Here is a 16,743-nt window from a genome sequence, read left to right on the forward strand (position 1 = left end):
CTGTGAAATTTGTTGTAGTTTTAAGTATTGATACCTGAGTAAAATCAGATTTGCACTAGATTATAATAGTAAGAAAAAATATCTCCACAAAAAAATAATTATTGCTATGATCGAACTAACGGGCTATCAAATTCTAAATCGAATTTACTTAGGTACTCGCACCATAGTTTATCGCGGAACTCGCCTCTGCGACCAAAAACGTGTCGCCATCAAAGTCTTGCGGAACGAGTATCCCAGCTTTAGCGAACTCTTGCATTTTCGCAATCAATACACGATAGCCAAAAACCTGAATTTGCCCGGAATCATCCAAACCTACAGCTTGGAACCCTACCGCAACGGCTATGCCCTGATTGTGGAAGATTTCGGGGGAATTTCTCTGAAGGAATGGACGAGAAAAGGAAAAATCGTGCCATCTCTGGTTGATTTTTTCCAAATTGCGATCGACCTGAGCAATACATTAGATATACTTTACCGCCACCGCATCATTCACAAAGACATTAAACCCGCTAATATTTTAATAAATCCTGATACTAAACAAGTCAAACTCATTGACTTTAGTATTGCATCTTTGCTGCCGCGAGAAACTCAAATAGTGATGAGTCCCAACGTAATCGAAGGAACACTCAGCTATATATCTCCCGAACAAACAGGAAGAATGAATCGCGGCCTTGACTACCGAACCGACTTTTATTCATTAGGTGTAACTTTTTACGAATTGCTGACAGGAAAATTGCCATTTCACTCCAGCGATCCAATGGAATTTATCCACTGTCATATTGCCCAGCACCCGCCATCTGTACATGAAATTAATCCCAAAATTCCCCTTGTCCTCTCGGAAATTGTGAGCAAATTAATGGCCAAAAATGCCGAAGCTCGCTATCAGAGTGCATTAGGGCTGAAAGCCGATTTAGAAAACTGTTTGCAACAACTCAATGAGACAGGTAAAATTGAGAGTTTTGTCATTGGGCGGCGGGATTTTTGCGATCGCTTTATCATACCCGAAAAACTCTACGGCCGAGCAACCGAAGTCGCTGCATTATTAGCAGCATTCGAGCGAGTAGCAAATCCCTCTAAATCTCCTTCTCCAGAAGATAATAGAACCGATAGAAACGATGTAAAAGAAGACCTCCCGTTGATTAAGGGAAACGGGGGTGACTCGAATTTATCCCGCAGCGAAATTATGCTAGTTGCCGGATTTTCCGGCATTGGGAAAACCGCTGTAGTCAATGAAATTCACAAACCCATAGTTCGCCAGCGCGGTTATTTTATCAAAGGCAAATACGACCAATTTCAACGCAACATTCCCTTTAGTGCTTTTGTGCAAGCCTTCCGAGATTTAATGGCTCAATTACTCTCAGAAAGCGATGCTCAGCTCGAACAATGGCAAAGGAAAATTATCAATGCTCTTGGCGAAAATGGTCAAGTTATAGTAGAAGTAATTCCTGAGTTGGAACGAATTATTGGCAAACAACAGCCTGTGTCTGAACTTTCGGGAAGTGCCGCAGAAAATCGTTTTAATTTACTATTTCAAAAATTTATCTCTGTTTTTGCCACCCAAGAACATCCCTTAGTGATTTTTTTGGATGATTTGCAATGGTCAGATTCAGCATCCCTGAAGCTTTTGCAAGTGTTGATGAGTGAAAAAGATAGTCAGAATTTGCTGGTAATTGGGGCATATCGAGATAACGAAGTATCCCCGGCTCATCCATTTATGTTGGCAGTAGCAGAGATGGAAAAATCCCAAGTAACGGCAAATACTATTACCTTAGAACCTCTGAGTCAAGCCGATATTAACGATTTGATAGCAGATACCCTCTCGTGCGATCGCATTCTTGCTCAACCGTTAACCGAGTTAGTTTATCAAAAAACCAAAGGCAATCCATTTTTTGCCACGCAATTTCTCAGGGCGCTACAGGAAGATGGGCTGATTGCGTTTGACCCCGCCCCCCTTACCAAGGGGGGAGAGAGGGGGGTCACATCCCCCCCTATTAGGGGAGCACAAAGGGGGGTAACAGGGGGGTGGCAGTGCGATATTGCCAAAGTCAAGGCCCTAACTATCACTGATGATGTAGTGGAGTTTATGGCGGTGCAATTGCAGAAGTTGCCGCCAGAAACTCAGGATGTGCTGAAGTTGGCTGCGTGCATTGGAGCGCACTTTGATTTGAATACCTTGGCGGTAGTCAGTGAGAAGTCGCCGGAAGAAACTGCTGCGGATTTGTGGAAATCTTTGCAAGAAGGATTCATCTTACCAACCAGTGAAATTTACAAGTTTTATCTAGGAAAAGAAGAGCGGACAACCAGCCCCGCATTGTCAACGACAGCCGATCAATTACCTCACTACAAGTTTCTACACGATCGGGTTCAGCAAGCTGCTTATTCATTAATTCCTGATGACCAAAAGCAAGCAACCCATCTCAAAATTGGACAGTTACTTCTTCCAACTTTTTCAGAAGTGGAAAGAGGAGAAGAAGTATTCGATATTATTAATCATTTTATCATTAGCTCGGCGCTAATAACGCAGCAAGAAGAACGCACCAAGCTCGCTAAGATTAGCCTTTTTGCAGGGCATAGAGCCAAACTCTCAACGGCTTATGAATCTGGGACAAAATATCTCGCATTCGGCTTAAGTTTTCTACCGAACAATAAATGGCAATGTGCCTACGAATTGACCTTTAGTGTATATCTAGAAAGTATTGAAACTGAGTTTTTAGCCGGAAACTTTGAGGAAGCCGAAAAATTAGTAGAAATCGCGTTTAGCCATGCCAAATCTAGTCTAGATCGAGCCAAAATAATTGCTATTCAGCTAACTCATTATCAAAACAATGCCCTCTATCAAAAGGCGATTCAGGTAGGAATAGAAGGGCTGAAACTGTTAGGCTTAGAACTGGCGGTTATACCAAATGAAGCCGAGTTAGAAGGGATGGCTCGGGAAGTTAAAAAAACCTTAAATAAGCGCGCAGTTGCAGGACTAATCGACGCACCACTCATTGTCGATGAAGAACGCCAGATGCTGATCAAACTGCTAATGAATATGGTACCGCCCACTTACCTCACTAATCAGGAGTTGTTAGTGTTGGTTGTTTTACACATGACTAATCTGTGTTTGCAATATGGGAATACCAATGTGGCGGGTTTTGTTTATGTTTGGTATGGAACAATTCTCTGCCAACGCTTTCAAGACTATGAATTGGGCTATGAGTTTGGACTTTTAGGGTTGAAGGTAAATGAAAAATTTAATAACACCACCCTGAATGGCAAAATTTATATGTCGTTCGGCAACTTTATCAACCATTGGCGCAAGCACGTCAGTTCCAATCTTGTTCTGCAACAAGCTGCTTATCAGGGGGCAATGGAGGTAGGGGATTTTTCTTGGTGTCATCACAGTGCTTTGTTCAGTTTCTGGCAGCAGGCGATCGTATCAAGCGATATTCACAGTTTGCTGGCTCGACATGAAAAGTACATCAGCTTTGCAGAACGGACGGAGATTACGACAGCGTTTGCCCTCATTCTTCAGTGCAAGCTCCTAGAGAATTTGCAAGGGCTAACGATAGGGAAGTATAGCCTTAGCTCTGAAACATTTGATGAAGAGTCGGCGCTAGCAACGTTCAATGAAATTGGCTACGGCTATGGCAGTAGCACTTACTATTTCGCTAAAGCATTTTTGTTTTTTACCTATGGTGAGTATGCTAAAGCTTATGAAATGTTAGTAGCGACGGCAGAGTTTTCTAATGCACTCTATGGGCAATTTCAACGTGTTCTGCAGTGTTTTTATCAGTCTTTGACTGTATTGCAACTTTATGGGTTAGCCTCCCAGAAACAACAAAAAGATTATCAAGAATTTGTGCAGAATAATAGGGCACAACTTCAAATCTGGGCACACAACTGTCCTGAAAACTGTCTGTCCAAATTTCTGCTTTTAGAGGCGGAGATGGCTCGTGTTGCTGAACAAAAATGGCAGGCTGCTGATTTGTACGATCGCGCCATCTTTCTGGCCCAAGAAAACCAATTCCTCAACGAAGAAGCCTTAGCCAACGAACTCGCCGCTAAATTTTACCTCGGCTGGGGCAAACAAAAAGTCGCTGCAGGCTATATGCAGGAAGCCTACTATTGTTACGCCCGCTGGGGAGCAAAAGCCAAAACCGATGACCTAGAAAAGCGTTATCCCGATCTCCTGCGCCCCATCTTACAACAGTCAGGCCAACCCATCACTATTTTAGAAACCCTATCCACCCTTACCAATCCCACCTACTCAATTCATTCGAGCACCCACCACACTACCTCAAGCACCTCCATCAACCAGGCTCTAGATTTTTCGACTCTGCTGCAAATCTCCCAAATGATCTCCAGTACGATCGACCTCGATGAGTTGCTGCAAATTGTCACCCAAACCATGTTACAAAACTCGGGAGCCGATCGCTGTGTACTGATGCTCTACCAAGATCAACAATGGCAAGTGCGGGCGATAGCTACATGGGAAAACATTAGCCTGCAAACGGAACCCCTAGAGAATAATCCAACCGTTCCCGTTAAATTAATCCAGTATGTCAAAAACACCCTAGCAGCAGTTGTCATCGATCACGCCAAAACTGATCTGCCTGTGATTGACGATTATTTAGAGCACCACCAACCAGAGAGTTTACTGGGTTTGCCAATTCTAAATCAGGGGAATTTGGTCGGCATTTTGTATCTAGAAAATCGAATAACCAGTGGCGTGTTTAGTCGCGATCGCCTCCTAGTGCTGAATTTTCTCTCTAGTCAAGCGGCGATCGCTCTGGAGAATGCCCGTCTCTATCACCAGGTGCAGCAGACTTTGAATGAACTTCAGCAAACTCAGATGCAAATGATCCAAAGTGAAAAAATGTCAGCCTTAGGTAATCTAGTGGCAGGGGTTGCCCATGAAATCAACAACCCCGTTGGTTTCATTGCCGGGAACATTAATGAAGCTCATGCTGGAGTCCAAGACTTAATTGATTATTTGCATCTATATCAACAAAAGTTTCCTCCACTGGAATCAGAATTGATTAATAAAGCAGAGGAAATAGATTTAGATTATCTAGTAGAAGATTTACCCAAAATGTTGAGTTCCATGAAAATAGGATGCGAGCGAATCAAAAACATCAGCACATCCCTCCGCACTTTCTCTCGCGCCGATACCGCACATAAAGTTGAGGCCAATATCCACGAAGGTCTCAATAGCACTTTGATGATTTTACGCCATCGCCTGAAAGCGAATGACAAGCATCCTGAAATTAAAATCATTAAAGAGTACGGCAATATTCCCAAAGTAAAATGTTATTTGGGACAATTAAACCAGGTATTTATGAATTTGTTAGCAAATGCGATAGATGCCTTAGAAGAATCCAATCTAGGAAAGAATTTTGCAGAGATTGAATCCCATCCCAATCGCATCACTATTCGGACAAAAGTAGAAAGTAAAAAGGTAAAAATTTCCATCGCCGATAACGGAAAAGGAATGTCAGAAGAGGTAAAAAATCATATCTTCGACCATCTATTTACCACTAAAGATGTGGGCAAAGGAACTGGGTTAGGACTGGCGATTGCACGTCAAATTGTAGAAGAAAAACACGGCGGAAAACTGAGTTGTTTTTCTTCACCTGGAGAAGGAACAGAGTTTGTCATTGAGATTTTAATTGATTAAAGATTAGTTGTCCGTTGTTAGTTGTCAGTTGTTAGTTGTCCCTTGTTGACCGATATTAATGAGATCTCTCTTCTCTTCCTCTGCGTTCTCTGCGGTTAAATCATTCCGATGCAACCGGAATTGATAGGACAACCAACAACTGACAACTGACTATTGCAGCGGCAAAAATACCGTCATCACCTCGCCCTTTTGGGGCCGCTGGCGAATTACCAACTTCCCGCCAGCAGCCCGAAATAAATTCTTAGTCACGCTCAAATTTAAACTCAAACTTCCCGTCTCCGGCTGCACCATCAACAAAGGCCCGATCGAGCGCAAAGGACCATTCGCCTTAGCTGCAAAAGTCGATGCGCCATTATCTTCAGGTAAGTGTTCCGATTCCAACTGCAACTTTAATTGATCGCCCGCCAATGTCACCTCCACCTGAATGCGACTACCGGAGGGCAAAGTTCGAGTAAAATTCTCAATCAAATTAGTTAAAACCTGATCCAACATCGTCGGATCGCTGACTACCGCAGGCAACTTTTTCGGCACAATAACTTCCAAAGTGTGGTTTCGCACAGCGGCCTGTTTTTGCCAGCGGGGAATGCTATTTTGTAGCACTTCACCGAGGGACATTGCTGTTAGCTGCACGCCCGAATTTTTAGCTTGCGACATTTCCAATTCCACGGCACGGAAAATTAAACCGAAGCGATCGATCTGAGCGGTACACTCAGCATCAATCATTTCCAAACGCTTGACCACAACAGGATCGAGCTTGGGACGTTTCAGCAGCAGCCGAGTCAGCGTGCGGATAGTAGCCAAAGGAGTGCGGACTTCGTGGGCGATCGCCTGTAGCAATTCCACCTCTTTAGTAGCCAGAGGAATTGGAGATTTGCAGTTGATATCTGTAGCCGATAACTTTTGATGCTTCGGGTTCAAACCATCATCAATTCTTTCATCCTTTATCCTGCCTGCTTCATCTTTCCCAACCGGCAAATTATGCAACAGCAAGCGGCTGAACTGCATTACTGTTTGATAATTTGGCTCCACAGGCAAAAACTGCTGGAACAGCGTGTCTAATTTAGTAGAATTATTAGTTAATTGGCTAACTGATAAATTGAAACTACCGTCAGAATTGGCAAGCAAACATTCGCTTTCAGTCACCCGGCGCCGCAAAACTTCCCAAGCTTTGGCGACTACTTGCGGATCGAAAGAAAATAGAAAAGCCGGAATTCCAGCAGAATTTTCACCCAAAACCATCACCAGGCTAAAACTAGCAGTTAAAACCAAGCAAAATTGCTCGTGCGCCAAAGGATCGCCACTTGCCAAAGCCAAAGCCGGGGCCGCCGCAGGCACTGATGTTTGCACATCAGCCGCCGGCATTAAAGCTAAAGTTTGTCTAGCCCGAAAAGACCACAAAGCTGCATCGTTGTCGGGAATACTGGTAAAAATCCAATTGGCAAAGCCCGAAGCCAAAGCGGGGTCAGTCAAAACCGAAGACGGGCCCGACAAAACCAATCCCTGACAGGCATTGGGGATTGTCGAGCGACAATTTGCTCGATCGGCATCTGTTTTTTGTCCTGATTTTTGCCGATCGAGCATTTGATTCAAAGCTGCGATCGCCCCGTACCATTCCTGTTCCGCTTTCAGCCGAGAAGCCCCACGGCTGGCAGGACACCGATGGCGGTTCTTTTCTCCCGCCAACTTAGCATCAAAGAGACTCAGGTCATTTTCTTGGCCTTCGGAGGCTAAAATTTCGCTTATTGTCGGTAAAAAGTAAGTATTCACAGTTATAAACCCACCTTCGGAGGCATGAAGGGTGAAGTATTTATGTATAGGAGAGTTCAGGAGTTAGGAGTCAAGCACCAGCACGATCGAAAAATCCCGCATAATTTCTTGCGCCTTCCTCCTAACCCACAGGATATCCACATTTGTCAACTAACGATATTGGCAGAACCGTACCAATAAGTCGCAATCTCCGCGCTTGCGGCGGTATTTTGTACGATCGCCCTGACAAAAGTGCAAAATGAAGTAAGTTAAACACCGTGCTTTCCTTATGCCCACCTCGATCGCCGACTCGAAAAATCTGCTGTCCGACTTAATGGCACGCTACCGTCACCAAGTCGATTATCTGGCAATTCGACTGGAAGAAGCCGAAGGCACCGACATCCTGCTGCGGGGCGAAAAAATTGAAACCCTCAGCGAAGGAGTCTCAATTGGCGGCCAAGTCAGAGCTTGTCACAAAGGCGGCTGGGGCTTTGCCAGTTTTAACCGACTTTCCACCCTCGCCGAAAGAATCGAAGAAGCCATCGCCGCGGCCAAACTGATCGGGGAAGAAGAAACGATTCTGGCGCCTGTCACCCCAATACAAGACATTTGCTTGCTGCCGCTGACAGGAACAGACCCCCGTCTGGTTCCCCTAATTGACAAAAAGCAATTGTGCGATCGCTACGCGGCCATTCTCCGCAGCATTGACCCCCGCATCGCCACAATCTCCGTGCGCTACGGCGACAGCACCCAGCGGATGATCCTCGCCACCTCCGAAGGCACCATGCTCGAACAAGGTTGGGCAGACATGGAAATGCGCTTTGCGGCCACAGCCCGCAGCGGGGAAACCGTACAAACCGGCCGCGAAACCACGGGCTCCCGCAAAGCTTACGAAGATTTAACCGATCTCGATGTTCAAGTTCGCAGCGCCGCCCAGCGCGCTGTAGATTCCCTAGCCTTACCCCCCGTCCAAGGCAACACCTACACCGTCGTCATCGACCCTATTTTGACCGGATTATTCGTCCACGAAGCCTTCGGGCATCTTTCCGAAGCCGACATGGCCTACGAAAATCCTGACATTTTGGAAATTATGACCCTCGGCCGCCAGTTCGGCCCCAAAAACTTGCAAATTTTCGACGGTGCAGCGCCAGAGGGACACCGTGGCAGCTATTTCTACGACGATGAAGGCACTCCCGCAACTACTACTCAGTTAATTAAAGACGGCGCTTTAGTCGGGCGGCTGCACTCGCGGGAAACTGCTGGCAAATTGGGAGAAACGCCTACTGGCAATGCTCGCTGTTTGAATTATCATTATCCGCCGATCGTCCGCATGACGAATACTTGGATCGAACGGGGTGACACGCCAGTGGCTGACTTATTTTCTGGTATCAAAGAAGGAGTTTATGCGCGCAATTGGCAAGGCGGCATGACTAACGGCGAAATGTTTACTTTCAGTGCCGGCGAAGCTTGGATGATCCGTGACGGAAAACTAGACAATCCGGTGCGGGATGTTACTCTTTCGGGTAATGTTTTCAGCACTTTAGCCGATATTGAGGCGATCGGCGACGATTTCTACTGGGATGAATCCGGTGGCTGCGGCAAGGCAGGACAAAGCGGTTTGCCCGTCGGCTGCGGCGGCCCGAGTTTGCGGATTCGCGATGTCGTTGTTGGTGGTGAAGCTGCAGCAGAAGATTAAAGCTGCAAAAGTTTAAAAAAAAGGTAAAGCGCCAGATTCCTACTCGCGCTTTACCTTTTTTTTTGAGTGCAACATTTCGCGGTCGTGTGTGGTGTCTGATATCTTGAGGACGCTTGGCCAAACAACCGGAATAGCGAACAATTATGCCTTGAGTCGTCAAATACCGCTGAAAAATCGGTTTTTTGGTACGCAGTACCTAAGTCCCGAATTAATAAATCGAACTCTTCAATTTTTCTCTTATTCTCCCAATTTTATATTCTCCCATTCTCCCCCTAATTCCCTGCAATTATCGCTTTTTTCGGCTTTATCTCCCCTCGCCTCGTCTTGGTGGCGTATTATCTTTATCGTTATCGTACAAGCTCTGAGTGTCCGCTACGGCGGTTAAAATTTCGGGAGCAGAGTTGTCTCGAGCAAAAAAGGTCGATCGAGTTTCTAAGCTTTGAGTATTAACTGCGCCAGCACTCAGTAACAGGCTTGACATCAGAATGGAAGAGTAAACGCGCATCATAAATTTTGGTGTTTGTATTTTCCCCTTCTTGATACGCAGTCTGTACTCTGCTATCAGGATAAAAAAATAATTGCGGTGAAATCATCAATTAGTAAGTAAGGGCACTTGCAATTTTTTTGAGTTTTGGTTAAAAGCGGGTGAAATCCATCATCTAGCTCGCTTTTTCACTGATAATTTCTAGTTCTCTGCTATTTGCGGGCAACCAGCAAAATTCAAGACCATGTTCAAAAAAATCATGCTACTCTTGTATGCCCGTCTTCCCAACCCTGGTAGTTATAAATTATTCCCCAATCTAAAATCTAAAATCTAAAATGCTATGACCCCTGGAATCCTCTGGAAACGCTCTTCCAACAAGGAAACAAAAACTGCCAATTGTAAAGTTTTACTACTTTTATGATTAACTGCATAATTTATTGAGGTGAAGCGGCAACCCGGGGATTAAAGAAACCACAGGAGAGTACGGAGGCGCGCAGTCCGCACGTTACATATACATATCTTGGTGAATGAGATTCCTTAAAGCGGGCAATGCCTAATTTTCACATTTACTTCATAAATGGTTGCTATTGTATTTTTAAATAAATTGTGAACCTTTTATTTTTTCTGATCTTTTCTGATCTTTTTTGATCTTGCTTTGTGACAAAAGCGCTTACGCGCCACTCCGAAGGAGGAGTCGAAAGGGGTTGGGGAAAAAAGCCCGTTCACAAAATCGTGGAGTCAATCTCAAATCTCAACTCTCAAATCGAACTGGCGCGCAGGGAGTAAAAAAAACCAGGTTTTAAAACTGATATCGCGGAGTCAATCTCAAATATCAAATCTCACAGCGACTGACTTGCACATCTACCTGCAGGAATAGCGAGTCGAGGGTTGACGAGTTGTCCAAAATAACATCAGCTTGTTGACACTTTTGAGCCAGTGGCAACTGGGCATTAATGCGGCCATTAGCTCGATCGTAACTCAAGCCGTCTCGCTGCATTAGTCGTTCTAACTGCACTTCGGGTGAACAGTACACTACCCAAATTTCAGTACACAAGTCAGTCATGTTAGCTTCAAACAGCAGCGGCACTACCAAAACCAAAGTCAAGGTGTCAGCCTTGGCACAGAAACCGGTTTTTTTTTCAACAATACTCGGTTCTAGCTTTTCGTGAAAAAACCCGGTTTCTTGAGTCTTTGTACCTAAATCCTGTGTGTCTTGGGATACCAAACTCGATGCAGCAATGCAGCTTTGAGTTTCCTCAACTAATCGGCGGCGCACGTAAGGGTGAATCTGTTGTTCCAACCACTGCCGCTCGTCTGCGTTACAAAAAATAATACTTCCCAACTCTGGCCGATTTAAATTGCCGTCCGGGAGCAAAATACCCGCGCCGTATCGTTTTACAATAGAGTCAAGTATTGGCGAACCGGGGTTCACAGCTTCGCGGGCGTAAATATCGGCATCTAAAATCGGAAATCCACAGGCATCTCTCAGATAATTAGATATAGCGGTTTTACCGGTGGCGATGCCCCCAGTTAAACCAATCAGACGGACAATTCGATCGCTCATAATTTTCTCTGTTTAAACTTCCTGTGTTTCGACACTTACTGTCAGTCTTTGCTATGTTGGTGACACAATCAAATTTAGACTTAAAATTTAAGATTTGCGATCGAGAGTTCGCGTTAGGAAGTGTCAGCATTGGGGTGTGATCGACTCTTTTTTACCTAAAATCTCAATTTTAAACTCGAATTAAGGTCTAGACCGAGGCAAACTTATGAATGCTCAACGTGCTGTGCGGTCGATTCTGGCAGCAATTCCCCTTGCTGGATTTTTGATAGTAGATTTTTTCCCCAACCTGGTTTTCCTCAAAGAAAACAGCAGCGGATGGGTACTCGTGGCAATTTATCCCCAATCTCAAATTGCTGCCGCACAATCTATTACTCCAGCCCCAGACGGCACCGGAACCGCTGTCACCGTCCCAGGTACAGGGTCGTCTCCTCGCTACGATATTAAAGGCGGCACCCCCTCCAGAGACGGAGCAAATTTGTTCCACAGTTTTACTCGGTTCGGTCTGAATTCTGGTGAAACTGCCAATTTCATCTCCAACCCAAGCATTAAAAATATCCTCGGCCGCGTTGTCGGTGGGGACGCTTCGTTAATTAACGGTCTAATTCAAGTTACTGGTGGCAATTCTAACTTGTTGCTGATGAATCCCGCAGGCATTATCTTCGGAGCAAATGCCCGACTCGATGTGTCCGGGTCTTTTTTGGCTACCACCGCTAACGGTATCGGTTTTGACGACCGTTGGTTCAACGGTACAGGGGCGAACGACTACGCCGCCCTAGTCGGAACACCTAATGCTTTTGTTTTTGGACCACAGCCCGGAAGTATTGTCAGTGCCGGTAACTTGGCTGTCGGAACCGGGCAAAATTTGACTTTGCTGAGCGGTACGGTAATCAGTACAGGGCGACTTTCAGCCCCAGGCGGTCAAATTACTGTGGCTGCTGTTCCGGGCGAAAATCTGGTGCGGTTGAGTCAAAACGGGCTTTTGCTGAGTTTAGAAGTTTCTCCAGCAGCCGGAGTGTCGGGTTCGGAAGCGGTTCCCTTCTCTCCCCAGAGTTTACCAGGGCTGCTGTCGGGCCCCGGCGTGGCTCACGCTACGGGTATAACTACGAACGCTCAAGGTGAAGTCGTGCTCACAGGCGGTCAAACAGTGCCAGGAGGTGCTGGAACTGCGCTGGTAGCCGGATCTGCGGACGTGTCTGCTACGGGGGGCGCGGGAGGAAGCGTCAACGTGTTGGGCGACAAGGTAGGGCTGTTGGGAGCGAAGATTCAGGCTTCGGGGCCCGACGGCGGCGGAACGGTGCGGATCGGGGGAGATTACCGAGGCGAGGGAACTGTGCCGAATGCCAGGATGACTTACGTGGATGGCAAAAGTTCGATCGTGGCCAACGCAACTGAATCAGGCAACGGCGGTAGAGTTGTGGTCTGGGCTGACAACACAACAGCATTTTTGGGCAGCATCAGCGCCAATGGCGTTTCTGCAACAACCACCGCAGGTGTTGGGGGGTTTGTGGAAGTTTCGGGCAAGCAAAGATTGATTTTTAACGGTACTGTTGATACCTCTGGGACAAACGGTTTGGGGACTTTGCTGTTAGATCCGGAAAATATTTTAATTACAGATTCCCCAGAAGAGGCGGGCGATGCGGAAATAATTGCCAACAATAATATTTTGGCAACAGGAACGCTACCAGGACAGGAAAACAATTCTGAGCCTTCGCTGACAATTTCGGCTAGAGCTTTGGAAAGTATGTCGGCTACATCAAATGTGGTTCTCGAAGCGCTCAATGATATTACAATTGCTGATTTGGCGGACAATCAGTTGAGCTTTCCAGCAACTACTGGTTCGGTAACATTGAGAGCAGATGCCGATCGCAGTGGCGCAGGTGTTTTTTCGATGAATTCTGGAGATACAATTAGCACGGCTGGCGGTGCGATCGCCATTTCGGGAAGTCAAATTACTGCGGGCAATTTGTCGAGTAACGGCGGAAATATTAGTTTGATTAGTCCGGGTTCGACTGTTGCAAACAACCTTTCTTCATCCAATCCCAGCAGCGGCAGCAGCGGAAATATTGTGCTCGAAGGCCTGAATGTAACGGCCCAAAAACTTGATGCCAGCGGCCGGGAAGCGACGGGAAATGTAACTGTGACGGCTCGGAATGTTCTCGGAGTGAGCTTCGTCGCCGGGGGTTCGGGAAACATTACTTTGACGGGTGATGAAATTAATTTTAAAGGCGACAAAAATTCAGTCAGCGGTACTGGCTTTTTGGTACTGCAACCTTGGAGTTCCGGTCAAAATATTGCGATCGGCGGTTCTGGAGATGTCGGCACTAATATTTATTTGAATCTGACTGCAAGCGACCTCGGAAGTTTGGAAAATGGGTTTGCTGGAATTACGATCGGCCGCAGCAACGGTATCGGTTCAATTCTGATTGCCAACGATTTCACATTTTACGATCCGCTAATTATTCAGTCGCCAGCGGGTTTGGGAACAATCACTACCACAAATTCCTTGACAGCGGCCGACAATGCCTCAATTACTCTCAAAGCTGATGGCAATATCCGTACCGGAAATATCACTACCAACAATCAGGAAATTCGCATCGTCAGCACCGCAGGCAATGTCACAACCGGTCGGCTACTTACTGGAACTTCCCGCACCATCAACACTTCTGTCAATTCTTCCGAAGATACAGGCAATTCGGCGGGAGATGTTAGTGTTATCGCACAGGGCACGGTGACTGCCGGGGCGATCGACACGAGGGGCGATCGCGCAGGGAAGGTGACGCTGACGGGGCGCAATGGAGTCACTGCGGGAGCGATCGAAGCTGGTGGCGGCCAAACAGGGGGAGATATTACCCTGACGGGCAACGAAATTGACTTGACAGGTGACAAAAATTCGATCGCCAGCAACGGCAATATGGTGCTGCAACCGGCTGAGCCGAGTCAAAATATTATAATTCAAGGTTCTGGCGATACAGAAGCTCTGAACTTGACTGCTGCGGAATTGAACACTTTTCGGAATGGGTTTGCTTCGATCGCGATCGGGCGCGCTGACGGTAGCGGTGTGATTTCGATTCCTTCTGAGACTCCAATTTCAACGCCAAATTCAACGCCAGTCGCGGTGACATTTCAAGATCCGACGACGATTCGATCGCCCAATGGCGCAGGCGCGATCGTGGGAACGGGTGCGATCGTCGGCACTGATAACGCCACGATCTCTCTGATGGGCGGTACTGTAGCCGTCGGAGATGTTACCTCGAGTGCAGGGATTAACATCACTAGCAGTCAAGGCAAGTTGACTGCGGGTACGGTTTCATCTCGCTCAACTTCTGGGGTGGCGGGCCCTATCAATATTCGCAGCGCCGGTGGGGTAGAAACAGGCAACCTCGATGCTTTTGGTGCTAGAGGCGGGGGAGATATTTCGATTGCGGCGCCGGGCCGGATCGTTACAGGGGTGATCAACTCGAGTTCGCAATCGGGAAGTGCCGGTTCGAGCCAAATTATCGGACAGAAAGATGTTGAAGTTGTTTCGATCAAAGCTCGCGGCAATACGGGTGGCGATGTGGCAATCGAGGCTGGGGGAGCGTTTCGGACTCCGGGAACAGGAACTGCTGCTGAGCGCGCCGAGGTCAGCATTTCTACAGACGGGCTGGCTCAATCTGGTTCACAGACTCTGCTGCAAAGCACTTGCCCGTCGGGAACCTGCACGGCGGCGGCTGTTGGGACGGGAAACTCGAAGTCGAACACTGCCACCTCCTCAACTACTATCGGGCCGCTGGCGATCGTGCCGAGTCCGGCACCAACTACCAGCGTGGAACTGCAAACTACAGACAATTCTCAACAAATTGTGACTCAAGTGACTCTCGGCCCTGCAGCGTCGGTGCCAAAGAGCAGTAACGCAAATGTCTCGCCAGAACCTGCTGCTACCTCTGTTGAGGCGCGGCAGAACGAGACTGCTAGCGGCCCGGTACTGCTGTCGCCGTCGGTGTTAAAAGACAATTTGGGTACGCCTGCGACGACAGAAAACGCCAGCGTGGCAACAACTCCACAGAAGCCAGGGAGTGCGATGAGTACAGAAAGTATCGGGAATGTGAGAGTTCCTGAGATTTCTAGAGCGAGTTCGATCGCGCAAATAAGTCCGATCGACGCAGTGCAGCAAAGGGATAGAACTCAGGGCCGGGAATTTGAACGTTACTTTGGGGGGACGGTAACTGAAAAGTCAGTCACGCAGAAAAGTATTCGAGATACTCTCAACAGCGTCAATCAGTTGACTGGGGTTAAACCCGCCATCCTTTACGTGTGGGCAAAAGACAAACATTTAGAACTTGTGTTGTTATTGCCAGACGGCAAAAGTGTTTTTAAAAGCGTGCCTGCAAGCCGCCAGACAGTGCTGCAAGTTGCTAAAGAATTCACTAATGCTATCAGAACTCCCAGGAGATTGAATGCTGCTGACTACAAGCAACCTGCCGAGGAACTTTACCAGTGGTTAATTGCACCGCTGCAAGCGGACTTGGAGGCTAACAAGATTGACACCTTGGTGTTTTCGATGGATTCAGGTTTGCGAACTTTGCCTTTGGCTGCTCTTTACGACGGCAAGCAGTTTTTGGTAGAAAAGTACAGTCTGGGGCTGATTCCGAGTTTGAGTTTAACTGATACTCGGTATGCCGGTGTTAAGGGTTCTGAAGTTTTAGCGATGGGTGCGTCGAATTTTCCGGCCAAATACGATCAAAATCCTTTGCCGGCGGTGCCGTTGGAAATATCGACAATTGTGGGCAAGATTTGGCCCGGTTCGTCTTTTCTCAATGAAGCTTTTACTTTGGCAAATTTGAAGCACAAGCGCAATCAACCCCAATACAAAATTATTCATTTAGCTACTCACGGCGATTTTCAGCCTGGGGGGGCGGAAAATTCTTACATTCAGTTTTGGGATACTAAGTTGCGGTTGAATCAGTTGGATCAGTTGAAGTTATCTAACCCACAGGTGGAGTTGTTGGTTTTGAGTGCGTGTACTACGGCGGTGGGAGACGAACAAGCTGAGTTGGGGTTTGCGGGGTTGGCGGTACACGCGGGGGTAAAATCGGCTTTGGCGAGTTTGTGGTATGTCAGCGATGTCGGTACTTTGGGGCTGATGACTGAGTTTTACCAGCAGTTGCGTACAGCCCCGATTAAGGCTGAGGCTTTGCGGCAAGCGCAATTGGCGATGCTGCGGGGAGAAGTGCGCTTGCAAGATGGTTATTTGGTGCGATCGGGCAAAAATCAAGCTCTGCCTTTACCGTCGGAGTTGACCGCTAGGGGCGATCGAAATTTGTCGCATCCTTATTATTGGGCTGCTTTTACAATGATCGGTTCGCCGTGGTAATTCTGAAGGAACAGGGTGCGATCGGCAAAAAAACCGGGAGAGAACAAGTCGCAAAACTCGGAGGATGGGAATACCTAAAAAAGTGCGGTAACTCACACTAGAGACCGCGATTTCAACATCGAAAACGGCATAAAATCGAACAAGAAAAATAAAAAAAAACTCGACTGCTAGCGCCAGAAATAGTGATTGTATACAAGTTTTTACTAAAAATTTTTAGTTCAGATAAATTATGATAATTCAA

The 16,743-nt window shown here is 46.9% G+C and carries 6 protein-coding genes; 3 read left to right on the top strand and 3 right to left on the bottom strand.

Annotated elements, in window-relative coordinates:
- The first annotated feature begins 106 nt into the window (after positions 1–106).
- On the top strand, positions 107–5,659 hold the full coding sequence (locus QUA27_RS11355) for a trifunctional serine/threonine-protein kinase/ATP-binding protein/sensor histidine kinase (RefSeq protein WP_333068056.1): 5,553 nt from the start codon (positions 107–109) through the stop codon (positions 5,657–5,659).
- Positions 5,660–5,809: 150 nt separating this feature from the next.
- On the opposite strand, the gene QUA27_RS11360 is transcribed toward QUA27_RS11355, so the two are convergent.
- On the bottom strand, positions 5,810–7,426 hold the full coding sequence (locus QUA27_RS11360) for a sensor histidine kinase (protein ID WP_333068057.1): 1,617 nt from the start codon (positions 7,424–7,426) through the stop codon (positions 5,810–5,812).
- 268 nt (positions 7,427–7,694) lie between these two features.
- Between QUA27_RS11360 and QUA27_RS11365 the strand changes: the two genes are divergently transcribed.
- The gene (locus QUA27_RS11365; protein ID WP_333068058.1) at positions 7,695–9,101 is read left to right on the top strand and encodes a TldD/PmbA family protein; all 1,407 of its coding nucleotides are present in this window, start codon (positions 7,695–7,697) and stop codon (positions 9,099–9,101) included.
- A 304-nt stretch (positions 9,102–9,405) separates the two neighbouring features.
- Here QUA27_RS11365 and patX read toward each other — a convergent pair whose 3' ends face one another.
- Both patX and coaE read right to left on the bottom strand, forming a co-directional pair.
- Positions 9,406–9,609 (bottom strand): heterocyst-inhibiting protein PatX, encoded by a 204-nt coding sequence (gene patX, locus QUA27_RS11370; RefSeq protein WP_333068059.1) that lies wholly within the window; start codon positions 9,607–9,609, stop codon positions 9,406–9,408.
- Between the two features lie 808 nt (positions 9,610–10,417).
- Positions 10,418–11,149, bottom strand: a complete 732-nt coding sequence (gene coaE, locus QUA27_RS11375) for a dephospho-CoA kinase (protein ID WP_333068061.1) — start codon at positions 11,147–11,149, stop codon at positions 10,418–10,420.
- Positions 11,150–11,354: 205 nt separating this feature from the next.
- On the opposite strand from coaE, the gene QUA27_RS11380 reads away from it, so the two are divergent.
- On the top strand, positions 11,355–16,502 hold the full coding sequence (locus QUA27_RS11380) for a CHAT domain-containing protein (RefSeq protein ID WP_333068062.1): 5,148 nt from the start codon (positions 11,355–11,357) through the stop codon (positions 16,500–16,502).
- Positions 16,503–16,743: the final 241 nt, after the last annotated feature.

The organism is Microcoleus harperi Pol14_C6, from assembly GCF_036701295.1.
GTDB lineage: Bacteria > Cyanobacteriota > Cyanobacteriia > Cyanobacteriales > Microcoleaceae > Microcoleus.